Raw genomic sequence first — 24,416 nt, 5'->3', positions numbered from 1 at the left:
CGCCGACACCGGCTGCGGGCCATGGCATTGCACCGCGCGGATCGCTCATCGCGCCGCCTCCAATACACGAGCCGCCGCCCGCACCGCGCCCGCGACGTCCCCGTCGGGCGGATAGAGCAGGCTGCGGCCGACCACCAGCCCGCGCGCGACATCGTGACGCAGCGCCGCGGCCCAGGAGGCGAGGTCGGATTCGGGATCATCCGAGGGCGCGCCACCGAGCACGAGAACGGGCAAGGTGGTGGCGTCGAGCACCGAGACATCGTCGGGTGCGGGAATCTTCAGCCACGTGTACGCGGAGGTGACCCCGAGTCCGGAGGCGACCGTGATCGCACGTTGCAGCGAGGCCGAATCCTTGTGCATGGCGAGCGCGCCGCTGTGGTCCCGGGCGTACGGCAGCGGCTCCACCATGGCCATGAGCCCGTGCTCGGCCAGTTCGGACACCGCGCGGGCGCACGCTTCCAGGGTCGGGATGGTGCCGGGATCCGAATCCACCAGGCGCAGAAGCATTTTCCCGCCGTCGAGGCGGTACTTCACCAAGGATTCGGCGTCGTATCCGGTGAAACGGTCGTCGATCTCCCAGTCCGCACCGGCCAGCCCGCCCCGGTTCATGGACCCGATGACGATCTTGTCGTGGACGGCGTCGAGCAGCAGCAGCTCTTCCACGATGTCGGGTGATCCGAGCACCCCGTCCACGGCCGGGTCGGCCAAGGCGATGAGCAGTCGTTCCAGCAGGGTGCGGCGGTCGGCCATGGCGGTGCGGTCCGCGCCGACGCCCAGTGCTCCCCGAGCCGGGTGGTCGGCGGCGACCAGGAACAGGGTCCCGGTGCCCGACAGCAGGTTCGGGCGGCGGCGCCGGTCGGCGTAGGCGCGGCGGATGGCCTCGGGGTCGGTGGCGCGGGTACGCAGCAGGTCGTACCAGCGCGCGTCGTTCAGGTGCACAGCATCTCCTCGATCTCGGCGGCGGTCGGCATGGCGTCCGCGCAGGCCAGCCGGGACGCCACCAGCGCGCCGGCGGCATTGGCGTAGGCGGCGACCCGGTGCGGGTCCCAGCCCGCGAGCAGCCCGTGGATCAGCGCTCCCCCGAAGCCGTCGCCCGCGCCGAGGCCGCACAGCACCCGCACCGGGCACGGCGGCACCGTCCAGCGCTCGGATTCGGTGGCGATGAGCACGCCCTCCGCGCCGCGCTTCACCACGGCCAGCCGCACCCCGCGCGCCAGCAGCCGGTCGGCGGCCTCGTCGGGATCGGCGGTGCCGACCGCGACCTGCACCTCGGTCCGATTGCCCACCACCACGTTCACGTGATCGACCATCCAGCCGATCTCGGCGCGCGCGGTGTCCACGTCGGGCCAGAACATGGGCCGATAGTCGAGGTCCAGCACGGTGTGCCCGCGCCGGGCCCGGCGTTCGAGGATCGCGCGCTGGGTGGTGCGGCCGGGTTCGGCGCTGACGCCGGTGCCGGTCACCCACAGCAACGGCACGGAATCCACGACATCCCAGGGGATCTCGTCCTCGGTGAGGGTGAGGTCGGGTGCGATGGGCGACCGATAGAACAGGAGCGGCGGGTCCGCGGGCGGGTTCAGCTCGCAGAACACCACCGGCGTCTGGAGCCCCGCCGCCGTCCCGACATACCGGGACGCGACCCCGAACCCCTCCAGCGCGTCGCGGACGAAGTCGCCGAATCCGTCCGGCCCGACCTTGGTCAGCACCGCGGTCCGCCGCCCCAGCCGGGCGGCGGCCACCGCCACATTGGTGGCGGTGCCGCCGAGGAACTTGGCGAAGGTCCGCACCTGTGCGAGCGGCACCCCGCTCTGCTCGGGGTACAGGTCGACGCCGACCCGGCCGATCGTCAGGGCCTCCAGCTCGGTCACGGCACCACCCGCTCCAATTCGTGTTGCAGCGCCTCGAGTTCCGCGCCGCCCGCCATCAACCGGATCAGCTCGGTGAGATCGATCTGCGACTTCTCGTAACCGCCCAGCGCGGACCCGCGTTTGAGCAGCAGGAACCGATCCCCGACCGGGTAGGCGTGATGCGGGTTGTGGGTGATCAGCACGACCCCCAGCCCACGGTCGCGGGCCTGCACCACGTACCGCAGCACCACCCCGGCCTGCTTCACGCCCAGCGCCGCGGTCGGCTCGTCGAGGATCAGCACCTTGGCCCCGTAGTGCACCGCGCGGGCGATGGCCACGCACTGCCGCTGACCGCCGGAGAGCGTGCCCACGGGCTGTTCCAGGTCGGGAATGTCGATCCCCATGTCCGCCAGCCCTTCTCGGGCGATGTCCTGGGCGCGTTTGCGGTCCAGCAGCTCGAACGGCCCGTAGCGTTTGACCGGTTCGGAGCCGAGCACGAAATTGCGCCACACACTCATCAGCGGCACGACCGCCAGATCCTGGTACACGGTGGCGATGCCGAGGTCCAAAGCCGAACGGGGCGAGGACAATCGCAGCTCACTGCCCTCGATCCGCAGTTCCCCGCTGTCGTGCTGGTGCACGCCCGCCAGGATCTTTATCAGCGTCGACTTGCCCGCGCCGTTGTCACCCAGCACGCAGGTGACCTCGCCCGCGTTCACCACCGTCGACACATCGCGCAGCGCGACCACGCCGCCGTAACTCTTTCCTATGCCGACGGTTTCGATCAATGGCACGGTCATCGGCGTACCCTTTCGGCTCGCTTCTTGAATGCGTTGTTGACCAGCACCGCCGAGAACAGCAGCACGCCGAGGAACAACATGAACCAGTCGCTGTTCCAGCCCGCCAGCACGATGCCCTGCCGCGCCATGCCGAAGATGAGCGCGCCCACGGCCGCGCCCACCACCGAGCCGAAACCACCGGTGAGCAGGCAGCCTCCGATCACGGCGGCGATGATGTACTGGAACTCCAGGCCCACACCCTGATTGGCCTGCACACTGGCGAACCGCAGCAGGTTGCACGCGCCCACGATCCAGCCCGCGAACGCGGTGGTCATGAACAGCAGGATCTTGGTGCGGGTCGCGGGCACACCGACCGCGCGCGCGGTGGGTAGCGAGCCGCCGACCGCGAAGATCCAGTTCCCGAACCGGGTGCGGGTCAGCACGATCGCCGCGACCGCGGTCACCACGATCCACCACACCACCGACGCCTGGATACTGGCGCTACCGATCTTGGTGGTGGAGGCGAAAACCCAACCGGCGGACTGATATCCGTCCGCCGATCGCACGCCGGACACTTGCACGGTGCCGGTGGCCCAGCGGGTCACGCCGAGATTCAAGCCCTGCAACGCCAGGAAGGTGCCCAGCGTGACGATGAAGCTCGGCAGCCCGGTGCGCATCACCACCCAGCCGTTGAGCGCCCCCACCGCGAGCGCGAACACCAGCGACACCGCCAGCGCGAACCACACGTTCCAGCCCGCGTGCACCGCGAGCAGCCCGGTGATCAGCGCGGTGGAGGCGGTCATCACGCCGGTGGACAGGTCGAACTCCCCGCCGATCATGAGCAGCGCGACGGCCACCGCCATGATGCCGAGCGTGGAGGCGTCGTCCAGCCACGTCGAAATACCCAGGGGTTTGAGGAATTTGGTGGTGACGATGGTGAAGAACACGAACACCACCACCGCGCCCAGCAACGCGCCCACCTCGGGGCGGACCACCAGCCGGTTGAGGATGGCGAGCCGATCGGGCGGGGCCACCGCGGTCTCCGAATTCTCGGATGTCGTTGTCGTCGTGGTCATGTCGGCGTCTCCCGGCCCGTTCACCGCGTGCCCTGGCCGACCAGCGCGGCGACGGCATCGACGGTGGTCTTGTCCACGAACGCCGGCCCGGTCTGCACCGGATGCCCGCCGCCCACGGTATTGAGGTTCGACTTGTAGAGCTTCAGCATGACCACGGGCAGATAGCCCTGCTCGTACTGCTGCTGGTCCACCGCGAACAAGAGGCTTCCGGCCCGGATCGCGCTCACCACATCGGAATTCAGGTCGAAGGTAGCGACCGTCGTGGTCGCCGACGACTCCTTCACCGCGTCCACCGCGCGGGCCGCGATCTGCGAGTTCAGCGTCAGCACCGCATCGATGGAACGATCGGCTTCGAGCGCGCCCTTGATGCGGGACTGCACATCGGTCGGATTGTTGATGTCTACCTGCAGCGTGGTGGCCGACCCGAAGCCCTGGATCGCGCCCGCGCAACGCTCATTGGCCCCGACATTGCCCGCCTCGTGAATCACGCACAGCATCTTGTGTTTTCCGGCGTCGGCGAGGCGCTTGCCCGCGGCCGCACCGGCCTGGCGCTCACTCTGGCCGACGTGGCCGATCGCCCCGAACTTCGTGCTCTCGGCCTCACCGGAGTTGATGGTCACCACGGGGATGCCCGCGGCCACCGCCTTCTCCACCGAGGGCCGCAGCGCGTCCGGATTGGCCATGGACACCACCAGTCCGTCGACGCCCTGGGCGACGGCATTGTCGATCAGCTTGGCCTGCTGGGTCGGATCGCCCGCCGAGTTGTACTCGACCCGGATGCCGAGATCCTTCCCGGCGGCCTCCGCGCCGTTCTTCACCACGTTCCAGAAGGCGTCACCGGGCGAGCCGTGCGTCACGACCGCCACCGATCGCACGGTGCCGACCGTGACGGGCGCCGCGCCGGGACCGGTGGCGTCGGTACCGGGGCCGCTACAGGCGGCGAGCACGGCCGCGGCGGCCAGCCACGGCGTCAGGCGCAGCCAGTGGGGGCGGCGTGGACGGGAGAATGCGGACATCGTCGTCGCCTCCCCACTAGATCCGAGCCGAGGCGAGACCGGCGGCGATCCCGGCCAGGTGTCGCAGACTCCGGCGCGCGGCCGCCGTCGGGACCTCGGCGGTCTCGCCGGGGCGCAGCGCGGTGTCCTGCTCGATCACGTACCAGCCGCGGTAACCGCCGGCGTGCGCCTCGCGGACCAGGGCGGTGATGTCGACATCGCCCGCGCCGAGCGGAACGTAGAGACCTTGCCTGACCGCCTCGCTGTATTCGACTGTGCCGCAGCGTACTTCGGCGGCCATCGCCTCGCGGACGTCCTTGAGGTGAATGTGCCCGATGCGCTCGGGGTGGCGGCGGGCCAGTTCGACCGGGTCGGTGCCGCCGATGAGCAGGTGCCCGGTGTCGAGGCAGAGGTCCAGATCGGAGTCGGCGAGAAAGCGTTCCACCTCGGCGGACGTCTCGACGTGCGTGCCCACGTGCGGGTGCAGCACCGGGCGCAGGCCGTGTTCGACGACGATGTCACCGACGGCGGCCGCGGTATCGAGGAGCGTGCGCCACTCGCGATCGTCGAGGGGTGTGCGCGCGTCGTAGCCGTGCTCCCCGGTCGCCGCGGCGAGCACCAGCACCTCGGCCCCGGCGGCCTCGAATCGTCCGGCGGCCGAACGCGCGATATCCAGGGCGCGGCCCGGTTCGCGGTGCAGGGTGAGGGCGAGGAAGCCGCCGACCGGCGCAATACCGTAGTCGCGCAGGGTCTTCCGTAGTTCGAGCGGATCGTCCGGTAGGTATCCGGGCGGCCCGAATTCGGTGGCGGACAGGCCGAGGCCCGACATCTGCGCCAGGACGGTGGCCGGGTCGAGGACGTGCCCCCAGCCGGGGACCTCGCAGACTCCCCAGGAGATCGGCGCGGCGGCGATTCGTAATGGACGCAAGGGATGGAGCGGTTCGGTCATCGGCACTTCCCAGACCCGTCGTTGGCCATCGTGAGGCTCGCTATTGGAGCGCTCCAACAATGTAACCCGGCTCACTCGGGTGTCAAGATCCCGACATGCGCCGAGAAGTGGCGAGCAAGCTCGGAAAACACTGGCTTGCAGGGAGAATCATGAGAACTGAAGGTGACTGAAAAGTCCGATTAGAGCGCTCTATTGCCCCGGCCCGCGGCCACGCGGTAGCGTGCGTCGCATGACCCGACCCACCATGGAGGATGTCGCCGCCCGCGCCGGCGTCTCCCGGGCCCTGGTGTCGCTGGTCATGCGCAACTCCCCCAAGGTCAGCGCCCACCGGCGCGACGCGGTGCTGGCGGCCGCGGCCGAACTCGGCTACCAGCCGCACGCCATGGCCCGCTCGCTGGCCAGCCGCACCTCCAACATCGTCGGCGTCATGGTGTCGGACCTGCGCAATCCCTTCTTCGCCGATGTGGTCGAGGGTATGGACCAGGCCGCCCAGGAAGACGGGCTCGAGCTCATCCTCAATACCGGTCGCCGCAGCGCGGGCCGCGAACGCGCCGCCCTGGAGAGCCTGCTCGCCTTCCGCCCGGGCGGGGTGATCCTGCTGTCGCCGGTGCTGCCCGCCGCCGCCATCCGCGACGCGGCCGCGCGCTGCCCGGTGGTGCTGGTCTCGCGCACCTCCACCAGCACAGCGGTCGACACCGTCAACGACGACGGCGAACTCGGCGCGGCGCTGGCCGTGGATCACCTTGTCACGCTGGGCCATCGGCGCATCGTGCACCTCGACGGCGGCGCGGCCTTCGCGGCCCCGCCGCGCCGCAAGGGCTACACCGCCGCCATGGCCCGCTACGGCCTCGAACCCATGGTGGTCCCCAGCGAGCACACCGACACCGCGGGCGCGGCCGCCGTCCGAAAACTACTGAACATCTTCTCCCCCAGCACCTTTCCCACCGCACTGGTATGCGGTAACGACTTCAACGCCGTGGGCGCGGCCGCCGCGCTCGAAGAGGCGGGTCTGCGTGTGCCCGAGGACGTGTCGATCGTCGGCTACGACAACACCTCGCTCGCGGCACTGCGGCATGTCGCGCTCACCACCATCGACCAGCCGCGCAGCCGTATCGGGCGACTGGCCGTCGCGGCACTGACCGAACGTCTGCGCGAAGGCCGCACCGAGCCGGTGCGCCAGCGCCTCGAGCCGTCCCTGGTCGTCCGCTCGACCACCGCACCACCCCGAGACTGACCCCGCACCGCGACTGACAGGAGCTTCGCCATGTCCCCGATCACTGTGGGTCTCGCCGGCACCGGCCGCATCGGAACCTCCCACGCCGAGACCCTCGCGACCCTGCCCGGCGTGGCCCGGGTCATAGTCACCGACGCGGACGCCGAGCGCGCCCGCGCCACCGCCGACAAGCTCGGGCTGGAGTACGCGCCCGACATCGACGCGCTGTTCGACACCGGGATCGACGGCCTGGTCGTCGCCACCGCCACCGACTCGCATCCGGCCCTGATCACCGCCGCCGTCGACCGCGGCATCCCGGTCTTCTGCGAGAAACCCATCGCCGCCGACATTCTGGGCACGCTGCGGGTGGTCGAACGCCTCGAGCGCTCCGCGGTCCCGGTCCAGATCGGCTTCCAGCGGCGCTTCGACGCCGGCTACCGGGCCGCCCGCGCGGCCGTCGCCGCCGGGGATCTGGGCTGGATCCACACGCTGCGGGCCACCACCCTGGACCCCGCGCCCCCGCCCGCGGACTACATTCCGCGCTCGGGCGGGCTGTTCCGCGATTGCGGCGTCCACGATTTCGACATCATCCGCTGGGTCACCGGGCGCGAGGTGGTGGAGGTCTTCGCGACCGGCGCCAATCGCGGGGAGGAGTTCTTCGCCGAGTCGGGCGATGTCGACACCGCCGCTGTGGTGCTGCGCCTCGACGACGGCTGCCTGGCCAATGTCTCGCTCAGCCGCTACAACGGCGCGGGCTACGACGTGCGGCTGGAGGTGCTCGGCTCGACCGGCAACGCCATCGTCGGCCTCGACGAGCGCGCGCCGCTGCATTCGGTGGAACCCGGCTACCCGCCCTCGGCGCTGCCGGTCTATCCGGGCTTCATGGACCGCTTCCACGGCGCCTACGTCGAGGAGCTCGCGACGTTCGTGGGCGTGATCACCGGGCAGGTGACCAATCCGTGCCCGCCCGCGGACGCCCTGGAGGCGTTCTACATCGCCGAGGCCTGCGAACTGTCCCGGCACCAGGGCAGACCGGTCCGGCTGGCCGACATTCGACGCTGACCGATCCCCGCCGTGGAAACTCCGGCTACCGCCCGGCGGCATCCCCGTATAACTTCTTTGTTTGCCCGGTGAGAACAGCGGGACCACCGAGCGAGAGTTATTGGGATGAACGGCAATTCGATACCACCCGGCTATGATCCGCACGACGAGTTGTGGACGCAGGACACCATGGTCTTCGAGGCCGTGCACGACGGCCCCGATCAGCCGTCCGGGGGCCGCTCCGGCGGCCTCGCGGGCCTGCTGGGCGGCTCGCCGGCCACGCGGTACGCGATCATCGGCCTGACGGCGACCATCGCGGTGTCCCTGGTGGCCATCGTGATTCTGCTCGTCTCCGGGCACAGCGGCTGGGACGCCGCACCGAATGCCGCGAAAGGCCCGGGCCCGACGCGGGTCCTGGTCACGACCTCGGCCCGGCCCACCACGACCACCGCCGCCGAGCAGGCCGACGTCACGACCGCGCCCGAGCGGACCACGACGACCACCACGACGAGCTCGACCACGACCACCACCACCACGACCTCGACGACCACCACCACGGTCAGTCCGGTCGTCGGCATCCAGATGCCCTGCGAGCAGGTCGGCATGACCGCCACGACCTCCGACGGCACCGTCCTGACCTGCGACGCGACCGGCGGGGCGAGCCCGCACTGGCTGCCCATCACCCGGCCCGCGCTCGGATCCCCGTGCAATGTGGGCGAAGCCGGGAGCTTCGCCTACAGCAGCGGCGGCAGCCAGCTGGTCTGCACCCGCCGCCCCGGCGGCGGCTCGACCCCGTCGTACGTGTGGGACAGCCCCGGGACCCTGACCACCGGCAAGCACGAGCCCGGCCAGGTCTGCAATCTCAAGAAGGACGGCATCGCCCAGTCCTCGAGCGGCCGGGCCGTCTACTGCCTGCCCGCCGACAACAGCAACAGCCCGATCGGGGTGTGGAAGCAGGTGTACTGACCGCCGTCGGTCAGCTCACCAGCAAACCGATGGCGAGCCCGGTCATCACGAGCGCGATGAGCGAGTCCAGCACCCGCCACGCCTTCGGCTTCGCGAAGACCGGGGCCAGCAGGCGCGCACCGAAACCCAGCGACAGGAACCAGATCAGGCTGCCCGCGATGGCGCCCGCGGTCAGGAACCAGCGGTCCGGGGTGGCGTAGGTACTGGCGAACGAGCCCAGCAGCACCACCGTGTCCAGGTAGGCGTGCGGGTTGAGCCAGGTGACGGCCAGGCAGGTGGCGATCGCCGCGCCCAGCGCGATCGGGGCGCCGCCGCCCGCCGACAGCGCCGACGCGGACAGCGCGCGCTTGGCGGCGAGCGCGGCGTAGCCCAGCAGGAAGGCCGCGCCCGCGTACTTCGCGACGGTCATCACCATCGGCGCGGAATTCACGATCGCGCCGAAGCCCGCGACGCCGAGTGTCATGAGCACCACATCGGAGCCGATGCACACCGCGACCACCGGCAGGACGTGTTCGCCACGGATCCCTTGTCGCAGGACGAAGGCGTTCTGCGCGCCGATCGCCATGATGAGGGAGAGTCCGAAGCCGAGTCCTGAGATGGCCGCCAGGGCCGCCGATGATGCGTTCACCCTTCGAAAGTAGGCAACCGTCCAGCACCAGGCCAGCTAAAGATTCTGAGGTGCCATTAGAATCTCTTACTGTGGATCTGCAGCTCGACCAACTGCGCGCCCTCGACGCGGTCATCAGGGAAGGTACCTTCGACGCGGCCGCCCGCAAACTCAATGTCACACCCTCGGCTATCAGCCAGCGCATCAAGGCGCTCGAGGACGCCGCGGGCCGCATCCTGGTGCAACGCACCAAACCGGTGCAACCCACCGAATCCGGGCTGGCCGTACTGCGCCTGGCCCGGCAGATCCAGCTGCTCACCGGCGACACCGCCCGCGAACTCGGCGAAGCGCATCAGCCCGCCGATCGGCCGGTGGTCATTCCCATCGCCGTGAACGCCGATTCACTGCACACCTGGGTGGTGGCCGCGCTCGGCCGCGCCAACGCGATCCAGCCCGGCGTGACGGGGCTCTCGTTCGAGATCCATCGCGAGGACGAGGAGCACACCACCCGCCTGCTGCGCGACGGCACCGTGATGGCGGCCATCACCTCCACCGCCGCACCCGTGCAGGGCTGTATCGTGCGGCGCCTGGGAGCGATGCGCTATCGCCCGATGGCCCACCCGGAGTTCGCCCGCACCTGGTTTCCCGACGGCGCGAATGCGAAGGCGTTCGCACACGCGCCCGTGGTGCTCTTCGATCGCAAGGACGATCTGCAGTTCCGGCTGGTGCGCCACTACACTCGCAAGCCGGTGGATCCGCCGCGTCATTACATCCCGTCCTCGGCCGCGTTCAACGACGCCGTGCGCGCGGGACTGGGCTGGGGCATGATCCCCGACCTGATGATTCGTCCCGAGGACGGCCTGGTTCCACTGGACGACAAGGTTTTCGTGGATGTGCCGCTGTACTGGCAGCAATGGCGACTGGATTCACCCGCCCTGACAGTCGTCGCCGCGACCATAGCCGAGGCCGCGGAGCAATCGCTGCTGTGATAGGACACTGTTCTTGTGATCGGACACAAGGGGATTCATTGTGCGTGACCCGGGGTAATAGATGACGTGGGCGGAACCGGATGCAATAGTCGAAGGCATTGCGTTTAGCCAGGAAGGAATTTCGTTGTCCCAAATTGTGCGCGGCGTTGTCGCTCGCTCCAAGAACGCGCCCGTCGAAGTCACCGAGATCGTGATCCCGGACCCGGGTCCCGGCGAGGCCGTGGTCCGGGTGCAGGCCTGCGGCGTCTGCCACACCGACCTGCACTACCGCGAGGGCGGCATCAACGACGAATTCCCGTTCCTGCTGGGGCACGAGGCCGCCGGCATCGTGGAATCGGTGGGCGAGGGCGTCACCGATGTGGAGCCCGGCGATTTCGTCATCCTGAACTGGCGCGCGGTCTGCGGTTCGTGCCGGGCCTGCCGGAAGGGCAAGCCCCAGTACTGTTTCGACACCTTCAATGCCGCCCAGCCGATGACGCTGACCGACGGCACGCCGCTCACCCCGGCCCTCGGCATCGGCGCGTTCGCCGAGAAGACCCTGGTTCACGCGGGGCAGTGCACGAAGGTGGACCCGAGCGTGTCCCCCGCCGCCGCGGGCCTGCTGGGCTGCGGCGTGATGGCGGGCCTGGGCGCGGCCATCAACACCGGCGGCGTGAGCCGCGGTGACTCGGTCGCGGTCATCGGCTGCGGCGGTGTCGGCAATGCCGCGATCGCGGGCGCCAAGCTGGCGGGCGCGACCACCATCATCGCGGTCGACATCGACGAGCGGAAGCTGGAGTGGGCCACCGGTTTCGGCGCCACCCACACCGTCAACGCCGCCAAAGAGGATGCGGTGGAACGGGTTCAGGAACTCACCGACAGCTTCGGCGCGGACGTGGTGATCGACGCCGTGGGCCGCCCGGAGACCTGGAAGCAGGCGTTCTACGCGCGCGATCTGGCCGGCACCGTGGTGCTGGTCGGGGTGCCGACCCCGGACATGACGCTCGAGATGCCGCTCATCGACTTCTTCTCGCGCGGTGGGTCGTTGAAGTCCTCGTGGTACGGCGACTGCCTGCCCTCGCGCGACTTCCCGTACCTGATCGAGCTCTACAAGCAGGGCCGTCTGGACCTGGACGGGTTCGTCTCGGAGACCATCGCGCTCGACGAGGTGGAGGCCGCCTTCACCAAGATGCATCACGGTGACGTGCTGCGCTCGGTGGTGGTGTTCTGATGGCGCACATCGACCACGCGGTGACCGTCGGGACCTTCTCCCTCGACGGCGAGACCTTCGACGTCGACAACAATGTGTGGGTGGTGGGCGACGATCTGGAGTGTGTCGTCATCGACGCCCCGCACAATGTCGAGGCCATTCTCGACGTGATCGGCACCCGCGAGGTGAAGGCCATCCTGGTCACCCACGCGCACGACGACCACGTCCGGGTCGCCCCCGAATTGGCCAGGGCCACCGGCGCTCCGATCCTCATGCACCCCTTGGACCTGGTGCTGTGGCAGCAGACCCACCCGCAGATCAGCCCCGACGGCGAACTGGCGGACAAGCAGATCATCGCGGTCGGCGGCACCGAGCTGCACGTGCTGCACACGCCGGGCCACGCGCCGGGTTCGGTCTGCTTCTACTCCCCTGACCTGGGTGCGGTGTTCACCGGTGACACGCTGTTCCACGGCGGTCCGGGTGCGACGGGCCGGTCGTACTCCGATTTCGGCACCATCGTGGACTCGATCGCGGATCGGCTGCTGACGCTGCCGCCGGAGACCCTGGTGCACACCGGCCACGGCGAATCCACCACTATCGGCGCGGAACTCCCGCAGCTGGAGGAATGGCGCGCCCGGGTCGGCTGATCCGTCGGGCAGTGGTCCGGGCCGGTCGCCCTACAGACCGGACCGGATCACTGCCCGAGCCCCTAATCCGCCCCCAATGCGGCGGAGCGCTTGTCGTTTTCACGATTTCCCGGACGAATCCGCGCCTAGAGTTGTCCATGAGAAAACTGACAGCCGTTCTGGCGCTGACCTCCCTTCCCCTGCTCGCGGTGGGCTGTTCCGTGTCCACCGGTTCCTCGTCCGTGAGCAAGAGCGATGTCCAGGCCAAGGCCTCGAGCTTCTACAAGGACAAGGCGCACGAGGCCGCGAAATCGGTGTCCTGCGATGGAAGTCTGGCCGCGCAGGTCGACGCCACCCAGACCTGCACCGCCACCGCGGCCGACGGCCAGAACTGGGTGATCGACACCAAGGTCACCAAGGTCGACGGCAGCGACGTCTACTACGACCTGACCTTCGCCGACGCCTATGTCGCCCCCGACGACGTGGCCGCCACCATCTCCGACACCTACCGCCAGAAGTTCGGCATGTCCCCGCAGTCCTCCACCTGCAACGGCCTGCTGCGCGGCGCCACCGGCGCCTCCATCCGCTGCGTCGTGACCGAGAACGACGGCACCCGCTGGGGTTTCACCGCCAAGACCACCAATGTGGAAGGCACCAAGGTCAACTACGACATGATCGTCGACGACCAGCCCCTGCCGTAAACCCCGTAATCCGAATCGACCCCAGCCCGAGTACCCGAACGCCGGTCGTCCGTCGGGTCTACCTGCACGTGTACAGCGTCGCGTCGGCGAGTTCGGCTACCACGTCCGAGATGTCGCCGCGGGCGCGAAAGGCGTTGAGCTGCCGACGCGCTCCGTTGCCGCGGGACAGCAGAGCGGCGATGGTGTCGGTGACGAAGGGCAGGTCGCCCAGGTGTTCCAGGGCGGGCTGGACGAGGGCGACGAAGTGGTCGAGCAGCTCGGGGACCCGGATCGGGCGGCCGGTGTCGGGGTCGATCACGGTGCCGTCCAGGCCTTCGTGCGCGGCGCGCCAATAGGCCGCGCGGAGTGCGGGTTCCGGGACCGGAGGCCGGGGTTCGGCGGTGCGGGCGGTCATGGCGGCGGCGCGGACCAGGGTCGCCAGGAGGGCGGATTCCTCGACGGTGGCGGGGACGTCGCTGACTCGCACCTCGACCGTCGGGAACGTGGAGGAGGGGCGGACGTCCCAATAGATCATCTTGCGGTCGAGGATCACGCCGAGCGCCAGCATGGACTCCACGGCCGCCTCGTACTCCGCGACCGAGGCGAAGTAGGGCGGCGGACCGGCGCTGGGCCAGCGCCGCCACATGATGTTGCGCCAGCTGGCGTAGCCGGTCTCGCAGCCGCGGTAGATGGAGGAGTTGGCGGTCAGGGCCAGCAGTACCGGCAGCCAGGGGCGCAGGAAGTTGCTGACCCGCAGGGCTTCGGCGAGGCCGGGGACGGCGACGTGCACGTGGCAGCCGCACAGGCCTTGTTCGCGGGCGAGCCTGCCGAACCGTTCGGCGATGCGGCTGTAGCGCGGGGTGCCGGTGATGGCGAGCTCCTCGGGGACCGAGGGCGGTACCGCGGCGGCCAGGAGCAACGCGTCGTTCTTCTCGGCGCAAGCGGCCGCGCAGCGCCGGAGTTCCCGCAGTTCCCGGAGCAGGTCGTCGGTGGTGGTGTGCACGCGGGTGGTGGTCTCGACCTGGCAGCGCATGATTTCCAGTTGCAGGTCCATGCCGAGGTCCGCCGCGGTCCGGGCGACGTCGGCATTCCGGCCGACCGGCGCTCCGGTGCGCGGATCCACGAGGAGGAACTCCTCTTCGACACCGACCGTAGGCGGGGCTTCCACATCGGGTGGATACCTCCCGAGCGTGGGTCCACACCTGTCGGAGCGGTCTCTCCGGGTCACCCCTACCAGTGTCCAGGATGCCCGGGATTGTCGGTGGGCGGGGTCACACTGTCGTCATGGCATACGACGAGGAGCTGGCCGACCGGATCCGCGACGCGCTGGGACCCGAGGTGGCCCACGTGGTCGAGAAGAAGATGTTCGGCGGCCTGGCGTTTCTGGTGGGCGGCAATATGGCCGTCGCGGCCAGCGGCAAGGGCGGGCTGCTGGTGCGCGCCGACCCGGACACCGCCGGGGACCTGCTGCGGGCCGGTGCGGTCGAGCCGATGGAGATGGGCGGCAAGAAGATGACCGGGTGGCTACGTGTCACCGCCGAGACGGTCACCGACGACGACGCGCTCGACGAGTGGGTGCGCCTCGGGGTCGGCTACGCCAAGACACTGCCGCCGAAATAGCACAGGGGCAAACACTGTGCCCCACGGCACAGCGCGGACGCCGGTGTGTTTGACTTCACCCAATTGTGAGCTGCCACAACGGGTTCGCTGCGACTTGTCATGCCGTCTTTACACCGCACCACAGTGCGGAAACCTGCGTCGCGCACTGTGGTGAACATGAGGCAAACCGAGATACATGCACTGGCATGCGAGGTCTGTGGTCGTCTGCCCCATCCCACCCGCACCCGGCTGGCCCTGGCCAAGCTCGCCGCGGTCCTTCCCGTCGAACTGGCCCTGCACGCCCTGGTCATCCATCTCGAGCTGCCGTATCTGGCGACGGTGGCGATCCTGGCGGTGACCGCGACCATCCTGGTCATCTGGGTGGTCGAGCCGGGGGCGATGCGGTATCTGAGCCGCTGGCTGCACGCCCCGGAACTGCGGCACCGGCACCGCCTCGACAGCGCCGAGCGACTCTGGCGCATCCGCGTGCGCCTGGACGACAAGCCCGGCCGATTGGAACTGCTGGCCAAGCAGCTGGCCGACCGGCGGGCCAATATCCTCGCCATGCACGTGCACCATCTCGAGAACGGCGTACTCGACGAACTGGTGGTGTCCACCCCCGCGGAGGTGCTGCCGCAGCGCCTGACCCACGCGGTCGCCAAGGCGGGTGGCGTGGCGATCGGCATCTGGCCCGCGTCGGCGCTGACCCTGGTCGACGGCCAGACCCGGGCACTGGGCCTGGCCGGACGGGTGGCCGCGGATCCGGGTGAGCTGCCGCTGGCGATCGCGGAACTGCTGGGCGCGCAATACCTTCCGGATCCCGATCCGGCCCGCGTGCCCGGCGGCACACTGCTCGAAGTCGAGGCCGAATCCGACCGTGCGGCCATGACCTTCCTGCGCACCGGCGAGCCGTTCACGCCCGCGGAGGTGGCCCGCGCACACCGGCTCATCGACCTCGCGGTGGTCGCCGCCCGCCAGCCATAACCACCCCGACCTGCGGATTCCCGTCGCGCAATCCAGCTTTCGGCCCCTCGAACCGAGCCACTCCGATTTTCATACCGCGCAGTTTCACTTCATGGCAGACTCCCTCGTGCGCGTTCGCTCGAAACGCGCTCGAGGGGTTGGTTGATCGATGAGTGTTCGACGGGCAGGGATCGATGTCGGCGGGAATCCGCCCGCCCGCAAGACGGTTCGCACGGCGAAGCTGGCGGCGGTGCCGCTGTCCTTCGCCGGACGGCAGGTGGCCGGGGCGAGCCGGCGCGCGCTGGGCCGCTCCGCCGGCGAGATCGATCGTGAGATCCAGCTCCGCACCGCCGAGCACATGGCCGACGTACTCGGCGAGTTGAAGGGCTGCGCCGCCAAATTGGGGCAGATCCTGGGCGTCTACGAGCTGGCGCTACCCGCCGAGCTGGCCGAGCCGTACCGGATCGCGCTCGGCCGCCTCCAGGATGCCGCGCCCGCCATGCTGCCGCGCACGGTGCACCTGGTGCTGGCGGAATCGTTCGGTCCGGATTGGCGAGACAATTTCCGCGAGTTCGACGATCGACGGTCGGCCTCGGCCAGCATCGGCCAGGTGCATCGCGCGGTCTGGCACGACGGCCGTCCGGTGGCGGTGAAGGTGATGTATCCGGGCGCGCGGGCCGCGGTCGACAGCGATCTGCGGCAGTTGCGCGGATTGGCGTGGCTGACGTCGGTGTTCGCCCCGCACGTCGACGGCCGCGCGGTGGTCGACGAGCTCGCCGAATGCCTGCGCGCGGAAATGGATTTCGAGGCCGAGGCCCGGAACCAGCAGCGCTTCGCGGACGCCTACGCCGGCGATCCTGATTTCGTGGTCCCGCAGGTCGTGGCCCAGCGCGGGGATGTGATCGTCTCGGAGTGGCTGGACGGGATTCCGCTGTCGCGCTTGATCACCACCGGCTCGCGGGCCGAGCGGGATCGGGTGGGCATGCTGGCGGTCCGGTTCTTCTGGTCGTCCGCGCCGAGGTCGGGCCTGCTCTACGGCGACCCGCATCCGGGCAATTTCCGGGCGCTGCCCGACGGCCGTCTGGGTGTGGTGGATTTCGGGGCGTGCCCGGTCTGGCCGCCCGCGCAGTTCCCGGCGCTGGTGCACGATCTGGCCGACGCACTCATTCATGGCGGCCCGGCGGACCTGGACGCCGTGACTCAGCGGCACGGTTTCACCGACGCGCAGCGTGGCCTGGACAGCGCGGCGCTGGCCGCGAAGCTGTTGCCGTTCACCGAACTGCTGCGCCACGAGACGTTCCGAGTCGATACCGACTGGTTGCGTGGCCGCACCCGGGATGCCCTGAGCCCCAAGCTCGACAATGCCTACCGGCAGCTCGGCGTCCCCGCCTACCTGATGCCGTTCCAGCGCGCGCTGATCACCCTGCTCGGGCTGGTCGCCCAGCTGGGCACCACAGGTCCGATGCGAGCGGAGATCCTGCGCTGGTCACCGGAATTGAGCGCGGTGATGGATCGCTGCGCACCCACCCCTTGATCACTGTCCCAGACAGATCTACCCTGGAGTGATGGGCGCAGAGCGGCTTTCAGCTCCCGACCACGAGGTCGTGGTGATCGGTGCGGGCCCGGGCGGGATCGCCGCCGGGGTCGAGCTGAAGCGGGCGGGGGTGCGCGACTTCGTGATCCTGGAGCGCGCCGACGAGGTCGGCGGCAGTTGGCACGAAAACCATTACCCCGGACTGGAAGTCGACATCCCGTCGCTGGCGTATCAGTACTCGTTCGCGCGAAATCCGGACTGGAGCAGGTTGTTCGCCTCCGGCGCGGAGGTGAAGCGGTATCACCTCGAGGTGGCCCGTCGCTTCGGGCTGTACCCGCATCTGCGGTTCGGAACCGAGGTGGCCGCCGAGGAGTGGGACGAGGACCGGCACTGCTGGTCGCTGCGGCTCGCCGACGGCAGCGCACTGTCCGCGCGGTTCGTCATCAGCGCGGTGGGCGCGTTCGTCAGTCCCAAGGTGGATCCCGGGATTCCCGGACTCACCGGCTACCGCGGCCGGATCCAGCGCCCCTCGGACTGGGACGACGGCTACGACCTGGCCGGGCAGCGGGTCGCGATCATCGGCACCGGCGCGAGTTCGGTCCAGATCACCCCCGCCATCGCGGGCGAGGTGGGCAGCCTCGCGGTCTTCCAGCGCACCCCGGTCTGGTGCCTGCCCAAACCGAATCCGCGGATCCCGCGTGCCGTCCGGCTGGCGCTGCGCGTCCCGGGGGTGCAGGCGGGCGTGCACGGTGCGGCGCTGGTGGCGGTCGACGCCGCACTGCGGACCATGTCCAGCACGCCGCTCCCCGTGGTCCGCCCCGCGTTGCGCGCGATCGACGCCGCCGCCATCCGCGGCTATCGCGGCCTGCTGCGACTCATGGTGCGGGATCCGGAGATTCGTGAACGCCTGGCCCCGGACTACGGCCCGATCGCCAAGCGCCCGACCCTCAACACCGGCTACCTGCCGGCCTTCAACCGCGACAATGTCGACCTGGTGACCACCCCGATCGAGCGGTTCACCGCGCACGGCCTGCGCACCACCGACGGCGTCGAGCGCGAGTTCGACATGATCGTGCTGGCCACCGGCTATCATGTCTTCTCCGATCCGGAGACCTACACGCCCGGCCTGGTGGTGGGCCGCGACGGCCTGGATCTGGGCAAGTACTTCACCGAGAACGGCCTGCAGGCCTACGAGAGCGTCGCGCTGCCCGGCCTGCCCAATCGGTGGACCCTGGTCGGCCCGTATTCGTGGACCGGCAGCGGCTGGCACGCGTTCGTGGAGATGACCGCGGCCCACGCGGTGCGCGCCATCTCCGAGGCGCGCCGCCGCGGCGCGACCTGTGTGGCCGTGCGCCAGGACGCGCACGACGCCTATCACCGCCGCGTCTACCGGCACGGCGCGGCCATGCGCTACTACCTGGCCGAACTGAACGCGCACGTGCCGACCTACTACCGCAATTCGCAGGGCGACTCGACGTACATCCGGCCCACCGGGTTCTTCTCGGCGCGCCGGGCGCATCACCGATTCCCGTTCTCGGACTACGACTTCGACCGTCTTACCGCCTGACCGTTCCCGCTCTCGAGGATCCGTGCCCATGATCGAACTGCCGAAATCGGTCCGGATCGCGCTCGGCGCGGCCGGCTACGGCATCAGCGACCGCCGTCTCGCACCGGCTGTCACCGGTTCCGTGATCCTGGTGACCGGGGCCTCCTCGGGCGTCGGGCGCGCCACCGCGCTGCGGCTGGCCGCCAATGGGGCGACCGTGCTCGCGGTGGCCCGCCGGGCGGCCCGGCTCGAGGAACTGTGCACGGAGACGGCGGGTTTCCCGGGCCGGGTGTACGCCTATCCGGCGGACCTGTCCGACACCGATGCCTGCGCCGCGCTGATCGAGCGGGTGCTCGCCGATCACGGGCGCGTGGACGTCTTCGTCAACAACGCGGGCAAGTCGATTCGCCGCTGGCTCTCCGATTCCCTGGACCGTTGGGACAATATCGACGACACCGCGCGCATCAACTTCCTCGGCCCCGCGCGGCTGGTCATGAGCCTGCTGCCGTCCATGCGGGCCCGGCGGCAGGGCCACATCGTGAACATCAGCACGGCCGGGGTGCACGGGCCCGGTGTGGGCTGGACCGCCTATATCGCCTCGAAGGCGGCATTCAATTCCTGGATGCGCGGCGCCGCACCGGAATTGCGGGCCGACGGCATCGACGTCACCGCGGTGCACCTGCAATTGGTGCGCTCGGAGATGCTGGGCCCCTTCCGGATCTACCGCTACACCCCGAGCATGTCGACCGAGGAGGCGGCGAGTCTGGTGTGCCGGGCGATCGTGGACCGCCCCTTGGCGATTCGCCCGTGGTGGGAGCGGGTGAGCGCGCCCCTGTCGTACGCGCTCGACAGTTCCCCGGCGGCGCAACGCATGCTGACGCTGTACGCGAAGGCCGGGAACGGGAACAACCGTCCGGTCGATTGGGCCGGTCCACTCGGCCGCCTGGAACGCACGGTCAATCTGCTCGACGACGCGGTCACGGTGGCCGGGTGGATTCCGGCCAGCGGCGTGCTGGAGCAACTGCCTCCGGCCCGGATTCCCCAGCTGGCCATGGCATTACGCGACGGGGTCGGGCTGGCCACGGTGCTGTCGCTGTTCGCGGCGCGGTTCCCGGACCGGCCCGCCATGATCGACGACGACGGCCCGATCACCGCGGCCGAGCTGGACCGGCAGGTGCGGGCGCTGGCGGCGGCGCTGCGATCCCGCTGGCGGATCGGGCATGGGCAGCGAGTCGGTGTGTTGTGCCGCAACCATCGCGGATTCGTGCTGGCGGCGTACGCGGCCGCGCGGCTCTCGGCGGATCTGGTGCCGTTGAACTACGGTTTCGCCGGGCCGCAGATCGGTGAGGTACTCGATCGCGAACGCGTCGAATTGCTGCTCTACGACGGCGAATTCCACGACGAGATCGAGAAGGCCGGGTACCACGGGCGGCGCGTGGTGGTCCGTGGCGCAGCCGGTGGCCTGCCGACGGTGGCGGAATTGGTGGCGGCGGGAGGGCCACCGGTGCGCGAGCCCGCGTCCGGGGGCGCGCTGATCCTGCTCACGGGCGGGACCACCGGGGTACCCAAAGGCGCGCCGCGCACCTTCGGCGCAGGCACACTCAGATCTTCGAGCCCACGCATGCTGCTGGCGGTCGGCGATCTCGCCCGGGTCGCGCCGATCCCGCGGCTGGGTCAGCCCATGGTGATCGCGCCGCCGCTGCATCACACCTACGGGTTCCTGGCCACCGCCGGTGCGTTCCTGCTCGGTTCGACCGTGGTCGTGCACGAGCGTTTCGATGCCGCGACCCTGCTCGCCGATATCGAGCGGCATCGCGCGCAGATCGTGTGCGTGGTGCCGACCATGCTCGGCCGGGTGATGGCGCTGCCGCCCGAGGTGCGGCGCGGCCACGATCTGTCGAGCCTGCGCATGATGGTGTGCGGGGCCGCTCCCCTGCCGCCGTGGCTGGCCACCGCGTTCCAGGACGAGTTCGGCGAGGTGCTGTTCAACGGCTACGCCTCCACTGAGACCGGCGTCGGAACCTTCGCCACGCCCGCCGATCTGCGGGCCGCGCCCGGCACCGTGGGCCGCCCGCTCGCCGGGATCGTGGACATCCGCATCGTCGACGGCGACGGCCGCGAACTGCCCGCCGGCGTCACCGGCCGGATCGTCAACAAGAACCCGAGCATGTTCCACGGCTACAGCGACGGCCGGACCAGGGAGATGGTCGGAAAGCACATGGACTCCGGCGATCTCGGCCATTTCGATGCCGAGGGCAGGTTGTTCGTGGACGGCCGTTCCGACGACATGATCGTCTCCGGCGGTGAGAACGTCTTCCCGCAGGAGGTCGAGGAGGCGCTGCTGGCTCACCCGGCGGTGGCCGACGCGGGTGCGGTCGGGGTGCCCGACGACGATTTCGGGCAGCGGCTCGTCGCGGCGGTCGTGCTGGAGCCCGGGGCGCGGGTGGACGCCCGCACCTTGCAGCGGCACATCAAGACGACGCTGGCCGGGTACAAGGTGCCGCGTGACATCGTCTTCGTCCCGGAACTGCCGCGCACCACCGCGGGCAAGCTACGGCGGCAACAACTTCCGGCGATCATCGATGCACAATGGGGCGCATGACGCAGCGACAGAATGTTTCCTCCGGCGCGCACTGGGAGCCGATCGTCGGTTATTCGCGCGCGGTCCGGGTCGGCCCGTGGATATCGGTCGCCGGGACCACCGCGGTCGATTCGGACGGCGGCGCGGTGGGTGGCGACGATATCGCCGAGCAGACTCGTGAAGCGTTGCGCCGAGTTGTGGCCGCGCTGGCGGAAGTCGGCGCGACACCCGAGAATGTCGTGCGCACCCGGATTTTCGTCACCGATATCTCCCGCTGGGAAGAGGTCGGCAAGGCGCACGGCGAAGTCTTCGCAGCGATCCGCCCGGCGGCGACAATGGTCGAGGTGAGCAGCCTGATCGCCCCCGCGCTGCTGGTCGAAATCGAGGCCGACGCGATCGTGCCGGAAACGGTTTGAGCGCATCGTCTTTCAGCCGCGCATACCCTCGATTTCGTGCCGGAGAACGTCCAGGAGTTTCTCGGGGTCGTCGAGTTCGGCAGGGTCGATGGGTGTTCCGAAGTGGATGGTAACTGGATGGTGGCGGTTGAATCTGCGGCGGGCGCCGCCCCGGCGCATGGGTAGCACGCCGTCGGTGCCGGTGGTGGCGACCGGGATGATCGGAACACCGGTCGCCATGGCCAGCGTCGCGACGCCCGGTTTGTACGGTTCGCGCTCGCCGGCCGGGACCAGGCGGCCCTCCGGGTAGATGATGAGCACGCCGCCGAACCGCAGCACCTGCGCTGCGCGGCTCACCGCGGTGCGCCCGGAGTCCGGGTCGCGCCGGACCACCGGAATATGACCCAGCAGCCGGACCAGCCGTCCGACGACCGGCCAGGTCCACAGCTCGGCCATGGCGATGGCCACCGCGCGCCGCCGCAGCGCACCCCACAGGAAGACCGCGTCGAGCAGGGAGATGTGGTTGCTCGCGATGATCACCGGACCGGTCGCGGGCACCCGATCGCGGTTGAGCACGGTGACTTGGACGAAGCGGGACCAGGCCAGGGCGCGCAGCGTCCGGCGGACCAATTGCGTTGTGAGCCAGGCCCGTTTGCCCAGTCCACGGGGTCGTCGCGCATCGGTGTTCATGGCCCTCCCGGATCAATGGTTGTGACAACGGTTTTCATCCTCGTTCGGTGACCGATCGGAGAACACCGCAGAACTACTCAGCCGCAACCGTGTTTTTCGAGAAATAGCCTATGGCTATCAAGGCATTTTGCGCGTAGCCTGGTGGTTGCTGTACTCACGGCAATATCACACCGAAACTTCTGCGGAGGTCGTGTGCTGCCATGGTCGGAAACTGGTGGCGTAACACCGTTTTGCTACAACTGCGTCGACCCCCGGCAAGCGCGGCGGTGCTGTTCGTCGTGGCCGATGACGGGACCCCGGTCATCACATTCCCGAGACTCAATTGGGCATGGGTGGCGATCGCTTCCGCGGCAGTCCTGTTCTTCGGGATCACTGTCGCAATGTTGGTGAGCCTCGCCTATTTCGACGAGCCCACCAGCACCGTGCCGGATGCTCCGGCATCCTGTGAACCGTTCTGCGGCGCATCGACGCCCTAGAGTGGTTGCCTCGCCACGCCCACAGATATTCGACTCCCCGGTCATTCCGCTCGGTAGCGTCTCCGAATGCCGGAGTCGGCTCCGGCGAAATGGAGTCATGACCTGTGGGAGAGCGAATGAGGTTCTGGAAGGTCTCAGCCGTTTGTCTCGTCGCGGCGGTCACCGCGGTGGCCGCCGGTTGCGGAACCAAGTCGGACGACAAAGCTACCGGTTCGGACGAGGTGCGCACGATAGCCAAGGAGGCCTACACCTACGGCTTTCCGATGGTCGACATGTACCGCATCGAGAATTCGTATGTGGTGGACAAGAACAGCAGCCAGTACATGGGCGGCTGGAACCAGCTGCACAGCATCGCCAGGGTTTTCACCCCGGCGGACACTGCGGTCCAAACGCCCAATTCGGACACACCGTACTCGTTCCTGGTCGCTGACCTGCGGACCGAGCCGCTGGTGCTGACCGTGCCCCCGATCGAGGAGAAGCGCTACTACTCGGTCCAGTTCATCGACAACTACACCTATGTCTATGACCTGCTCGGAAGCCGGACCACCGGGAACGGCGGCGGCACATACCTGCTCGCCGGTCCCGGCTGGAAGGGCGACAAGCCCGCCGGGGTGGACAAGGTCATCACCTCGGCGACCGACTTCTCGATGGTGCTGTACCGGACCCAGTTGTTCGATCCGGCCGATCTGGACAACGTCACGAAGATCCAGTCCGAGTACCAGGTGAAGCCGCTGTCATCGTTCGAGAACAAGGCGGTGCCGGCCGCCGCGCCGGCGGTCGACTTCATCCAGCCGCTGACACCGGAGGAGGAGCAGACCTCCCTCGACTTCTTCAAGGTCCTCAACTTCACGCTGAAGTACGCGCCGGTCCAGCCGAACGAGAAGGAGCTGCGCGACCGGTTCGCGAAGATCGGTATCGGCCCGGACGGCGATTTCGATCCCGCGAAGCTGGGTGCCGATGACCGCAAGGCGTTCCAGGACGGCATGGCCGACGCCTGGTCGGAGCTGCACAACTTCCAGAAGAACGAGCTGGAGACCGGCAAGGTGAACTCCGGTCAGCTGTTCGGGTCCGCCGAGCAGCTGAAGGGGAACTACCTGTACCGGTTCGCCGGTGCGGTCATGGGCATCCTGGGTCTGCCGGGCGCGGAGGCCATGTACTTCCCGCTCACCAACGACACCACGGGCGCCAAGCTGAACGGCGCCAACAACTACACCCTCACCTTCCCCGACGGGAAGCTCCCGCCGGTCAAGGCGTTCTGGTCGGTGACCATGTACAAGTTGCCGGAGATCCTGCTGGTGGAGAATCCGATCAACCGCTACCTGATCAATTCGCCGATGCTGCCGAACCTGGTGCGCAACCCGGACGGCGGGATCACGCTCTACCTCCAGCAGACGTCGCCCGGCGCGGACAAGGAGGCCAACTGGCTCCCCACTCCGCCCGGCGATTTCGAGATGATCCTGCGGACCTACTGGCCCGAGCAGGCCATTTCCGACGGCAGCTGGACCCCGCCGAAGGTGACCAAGGCCTAGGCCTGGTCGTTCGACGGCAGGAAAGAGTGACGACGGTGCCGGGCGAGGACTCGATCTCGAGCCTCGCCCGGCCACCGTCGTTCCTTTCACAGTGACCATCCGCGGGCGGATACTGCACTTGTAACGTGTACGAACCACCCGCCACG

General features: G+C 69.1%; 24 protein-coding genes. 15 read left to right on the top strand and 9 right to left on the bottom strand.

Going from position 1 to position 24,416, the window contains the following annotated elements; genetic code table 11:
- Positions 1-45: 45 nt before the first annotated feature.
- The 6 genes from ACFYTS_RS13880 to ACFYTS_RS13855 are packed head-to-tail and all read right to left on the bottom strand — an operon-like array spanning position 46 to position 5,646.
- Complete coding sequence (locus ACFYTS_RS13880) at positions 46-939, bottom strand: aldolase (RefSeq protein WP_357277880.1); 894 nt, start codon at positions 937-939, stop codon at positions 46-48.
- Positions 930-1,868: a 5-dehydro-2-deoxygluconokinase gene (iolC, locus tag ACFYTS_RS13875; RefSeq protein WP_387304062.1), complete on the bottom strand. Its 939-nt coding sequence runs from the start codon at positions 1,866-1,868 to the stop codon at positions 930-932. The genes ACFYTS_RS13880 and iolC overlap by 10 nt, the downstream gene beginning before the upstream one ends.
- The gene (locus tag ACFYTS_RS13870) at positions 1,865-2,647 is read right to left on the bottom strand and encodes an ATP-binding cassette domain-containing protein (RefSeq protein WP_387304059.1); all 783 of its coding nucleotides are present in this window, start codon (positions 2,645-2,647) and stop codon (positions 1,865-1,867) included. The genes iolC and ACFYTS_RS13870 overlap by 4 nt, the downstream gene beginning before the upstream one ends.
- Entirely contained in the window at positions 2,644-3,702 is a 1,059-nt protein-coding gene (locus ACFYTS_RS13865; protein ID WP_387304056.1) for an ABC transporter permease, read from the bottom strand. The genes ACFYTS_RS13870 and ACFYTS_RS13865 overlap by 4 nt, the downstream gene beginning before the upstream one ends.
- Before the next feature lie 20 nt (positions 3,703-3,722).
- A complete protein-coding gene (locus ACFYTS_RS13860) occupies positions 3,723-4,718 on the bottom strand; it encodes a sugar ABC transporter substrate-binding protein (protein WP_387304054.1) in 996 nt (331 codons plus the stop codon).
- 16 nt (positions 4,719-4,734) lie between these two features.
- The gene (locus ACFYTS_RS13855; RefSeq protein ID WP_387304051.1) at positions 4,735-5,646 is read right to left on the bottom strand and encodes a TIM barrel protein; all 912 of its coding nucleotides are present in this window, start codon (positions 5,644-5,646) and stop codon (positions 4,735-4,737) included.
- Positions 5,647-5,875: 229 nt separating this feature from the next.
- Here ACFYTS_RS13855 and ACFYTS_RS13850 point away from each other — a divergent pair, with 229 nt between their 5' ends.
- The 3 genes from ACFYTS_RS13850 to ACFYTS_RS13840 all read left to right on the top strand — a co-directional run bounded on the left by ACFYTS_RS13850 (position 5,876) and on the right by ACFYTS_RS13840 (position 8,866).
- Positions 5,876-6,880: a LacI family DNA-binding transcriptional regulator gene (locus ACFYTS_RS13850; protein ID WP_357277895.1), complete on the top strand. Its 1,005-nt coding sequence runs from the start codon at positions 5,876-5,878 to the stop codon at positions 6,878-6,880.
- A gap of 30 nt (positions 6,881-6,910) precedes the next feature.
- Positions 6,911-7,921, top strand: coding sequence for a Gfo/Idh/MocA family oxidoreductase (locus ACFYTS_RS13845; protein WP_387304048.1), 1,011 nt, complete (start codon positions 6,911-6,913; stop codon positions 7,919-7,921).
- A 105-nt stretch (positions 7,922-8,026) separates the two neighbouring features.
- Positions 8,027-8,866, top strand: a complete 840-nt coding sequence (locus tag ACFYTS_RS13840) for a hypothetical protein (protein ID WP_357277901.1) — start codon at positions 8,027-8,029, stop codon at positions 8,864-8,866.
- Between the two features lie 10 nt (positions 8,867-8,876).
- Here the strand turns inward: ACFYTS_RS13840 and ACFYTS_RS13835 are convergent, their stop codons facing one another.
- Complete coding sequence (locus tag ACFYTS_RS13835; protein WP_387304620.1) at positions 8,877-9,431, bottom strand: LysE/ArgO family amino acid transporter; 555 nt, start codon at positions 9,429-9,431, stop codon at positions 8,877-8,879.
- Positions 9,432-9,565: 134 nt separating this feature from the next.
- Between ACFYTS_RS13835 and ACFYTS_RS13830 the strand changes: the two genes are divergently transcribed.
- The 4 genes from ACFYTS_RS13830 to ACFYTS_RS13815 all read left to right on the top strand — a co-directional run bounded on the left by ACFYTS_RS13830 (position 9,566) and on the right by ACFYTS_RS13815 (position 12,978).
- A complete protein-coding gene (locus ACFYTS_RS13830; protein WP_387304046.1) occupies positions 9,566-10,462 on the top strand; it encodes a LysR family transcriptional regulator ArgP in 897 nt (298 codons plus the stop codon).
- A gap of 124 nt (positions 10,463-10,586) precedes the next feature.
- Entirely contained in the window at positions 10,587-11,672 is a 1,086-nt protein-coding gene (locus tag ACFYTS_RS13825) for an S-(hydroxymethyl)mycothiol dehydrogenase (protein WP_357277906.1), read from the top strand.
- Positions 11,672-12,298, top strand: a complete 627-nt coding sequence (locus ACFYTS_RS13820) for an MBL fold metallo-hydrolase (RefSeq protein WP_387304044.1) — start codon at positions 11,672-11,674, stop codon at positions 12,296-12,298. Before ACFYTS_RS13825 ends, ACFYTS_RS13820 begins: the two co-directional genes overlap by 1 nt.
- A 137-nt stretch (positions 12,299-12,435) precedes the next feature.
- Positions 12,436-12,978, top strand: coding sequence for a DUF4333 domain-containing protein (locus tag ACFYTS_RS13815; protein ID WP_387304041.1), 543 nt, complete (start codon positions 12,436-12,438; stop codon positions 12,976-12,978).
- 58 nt (positions 12,979-13,036) lie between these two features.
- On the opposite strand, the gene ACFYTS_RS13810 is transcribed toward ACFYTS_RS13815, so the two are convergent.
- Entirely contained in the window at positions 13,037-14,125 is a 1,089-nt protein-coding gene (locus ACFYTS_RS13810; protein WP_387304038.1) for a glutamate--cysteine ligase, read from the bottom strand.
- 116 nt (positions 14,126-14,241) lie between these two features.
- Between ACFYTS_RS13810 and ACFYTS_RS13805 the strand changes: the two genes are divergently transcribed.
- The 6 genes from ACFYTS_RS13805 to ACFYTS_RS13780 all read left to right on the top strand — a co-directional run bounded on the left by ACFYTS_RS13805 (position 14,242) and on the right by ACFYTS_RS13780 (position 21,596).
- Positions 14,242-14,577 (top strand): TfoX/Sxy family protein, encoded by a 336-nt coding sequence (locus ACFYTS_RS13805; RefSeq protein WP_357084480.1) that lies wholly within the window; start codon positions 14,242-14,244, stop codon positions 14,575-14,577.
- Positions 14,578-14,733: 156 nt separating this feature from the next.
- Complete coding sequence (locus tag ACFYTS_RS13800) at positions 14,734-15,540, top strand: amino acid-binding protein (protein ID WP_387304035.1); 807 nt, start codon at positions 14,734-14,736, stop codon at positions 15,538-15,540.
- Positions 15,541-15,688: 148 nt separating this feature from the next.
- The gene (locus ACFYTS_RS13795; protein ID WP_387304032.1) at positions 15,689-17,053 is read left to right on the top strand and encodes an ABC1 kinase family protein; all 1,365 of its coding nucleotides are present in this window, start codon (positions 15,689-15,691) and stop codon (positions 17,051-17,053) included.
- Positions 17,054-17,084: 31 nt separating this feature from the next.
- Positions 17,085-18,620, top strand: coding sequence for a flavin-containing monooxygenase (locus tag ACFYTS_RS13790; RefSeq protein WP_387304028.1), 1,536 nt, complete (start codon positions 17,085-17,087; stop codon positions 18,618-18,620).
- A gap of 28 nt (positions 18,621-18,648) precedes the next feature.
- Positions 18,649-21,201: an SDR family NAD(P)-dependent oxidoreductase gene (locus tag ACFYTS_RS13785; protein ID WP_387304025.1), complete on the top strand. Its 2,553-nt coding sequence runs from the start codon at positions 18,649-18,651 to the stop codon at positions 21,199-21,201.
- Positions 21,189-21,596 (top strand): RidA family protein, encoded by a 408-nt coding sequence (locus tag ACFYTS_RS13780; protein WP_387304022.1) that lies wholly within the window; start codon positions 21,189-21,191, stop codon positions 21,594-21,596. The genes ACFYTS_RS13785 and ACFYTS_RS13780 overlap by 13 nt, the downstream gene beginning before the upstream one ends.
- Before the next feature lie 12 nt (positions 21,597-21,608).
- On the opposite strand, the gene ACFYTS_RS13775 is transcribed toward ACFYTS_RS13780, so the two are convergent.
- Entirely contained in the window at positions 21,609-22,265 is a 657-nt protein-coding gene (locus ACFYTS_RS13775; RefSeq protein WP_387304019.1) for a lysophospholipid acyltransferase family protein, read from the bottom strand.
- Positions 22,266-22,465: 200 nt separating this feature from the next.
- On the opposite strand from ACFYTS_RS13775, the gene ACFYTS_RS13770 reads away from it, so the two are divergent.
- Together ACFYTS_RS13770 and ACFYTS_RS13765 are read left to right on the top strand one after the other, a co-directional pair.
- A complete protein-coding gene (locus tag ACFYTS_RS13770) occupies positions 22,466-22,741 on the top strand; it encodes a hypothetical protein (protein WP_357277923.1) in 276 nt (91 codons plus the stop codon).
- Positions 22,742-22,857: 116 nt separating this feature from the next.
- A complete protein-coding gene (locus ACFYTS_RS13765; RefSeq protein WP_387304016.1) occupies positions 22,858-24,270 on the top strand; it encodes a DUF1254 domain-containing protein in 1,413 nt (470 codons plus the stop codon).
- The last annotated feature ends 146 nt before the right edge of the window (positions 24,271-24,416 follow it).

Origin of the sequence: Nocardia sp. NPDC004151, from assembly GCF_042874235.1 — a bacterium.
GTDB lineage: Bacteria > Actinomycetota > Actinomycetes > Mycobacteriales > Mycobacteriaceae > Nocardia.
Note: the sequence above shows the minus strand (reverse complement) of the source record. Positions and strands in the feature narration are given on the sequence as shown.

Coding starts and splice junctions, on each gene's coding strand:
- ACFYTS_RS13870 (WP_387304059.1), bottom strand. CDS start 2,647: ATGACCGTGCCATTGATCGAAACCGTCGGCATAGGAAAGAGTTACGGC.
- ACFYTS_RS13865 (WP_387304056.1), bottom strand. CDS start 3,702: ATGACCACGACGACAACGACATCCGAGAATTCGGAGACCGCGGTGGCC.
- ACFYTS_RS13860 (WP_387304054.1), bottom strand. CDS start 4,718: ATGTCCGCATTCTCCCGTCCACGCCGCCCCCACTGGCTGCGCCTGACG.
- ACFYTS_RS13855 (WP_387304051.1), bottom strand. CDS start 5,646: ATGACCGAACCGCTCCATCCCTTGCGTCCATTACGAATCGCCGCCGCG.
- ACFYTS_RS13850 (WP_357277895.1), top strand. CDS start 5,876: ATGACCCGACCCACCATGGAGGATGTCGCCGCCCGCGCCGGCGTCTCC.
- ACFYTS_RS13845 (WP_387304048.1), top strand. CDS start 6,911: ATGTCCCCGATCACTGTGGGTCTCGCCGGCACCGGCCGCATCGGAACC.
- ACFYTS_RS13840 (WP_357277901.1), top strand. CDS start 8,027: ATGAACGGCAATTCGATACCACCCGGCTATGATCCGCACGACGAGTTG.
- ACFYTS_RS13835 (WP_387304620.1), bottom strand. CDS start 9,431: ATGGCGATCGGCGCGCAGAACGCCTTCGTCCTGCGACAAGGGATCCGT.
- ACFYTS_RS13820 (WP_387304044.1), top strand. CDS start 11,672: ATGGCGCACATCGACCACGCGGTGACCGTCGGGACCTTCTCCCTCGAC.
- ACFYTS_RS13815 (WP_387304041.1), top strand. CDS start 12,436: ATGAGAAAACTGACAGCCGTTCTGGCGCTGACCTCCCTTCCCCTGCTC.
- ACFYTS_RS13805 (WP_357084480.1), top strand. CDS start 14,242: ATGGCATACGACGAGGAGCTGGCCGACCGGATCCGCGACGCGCTGGGA.
- ACFYTS_RS13800 (WP_387304035.1), top strand. CDS start 14,734: ATGAGGCAAACCGAGATACATGCACTGGCATGCGAGGTCTGTGGTCGT.
- ACFYTS_RS13795 (WP_387304032.1), top strand. CDS start 15,689: ATGAGTGTTCGACGGGCAGGGATCGATGTCGGCGGGAATCCGCCCGCC.
- ACFYTS_RS13790 (WP_387304028.1), top strand. CDS start 17,085: ATGGGCGCAGAGCGGCTTTCAGCTCCCGACCACGAGGTCGTGGTGATC.
- ACFYTS_RS13785 (WP_387304025.1), top strand. CDS start 18,649: ATGATCGAACTGCCGAAATCGGTCCGGATCGCGCTCGGCGCGGCCGGC.
- ACFYTS_RS13780 (WP_387304022.1), top strand. CDS start 21,189: ATGGGGCGCATGACGCAGCGACAGAATGTTTCCTCCGGCGCGCACTGG.
- ACFYTS_RS13775 (WP_387304019.1), bottom strand. CDS start 22,265: ATGAACACCGATGCGCGACGACCCCGTGGACTGGGCAAACGGGCCTGG.
- ACFYTS_RS13770 (WP_357277923.1), top strand. CDS start 22,466: ATGGTCGGAAACTGGTGGCGTAACACCGTTTTGCTACAACTGCGTCGA.
- ACFYTS_RS13765 (WP_387304016.1), top strand. CDS start 22,858: ATGAGGTTCTGGAAGGTCTCAGCCGTTTGTCTCGTCGCGGCGGTCACC.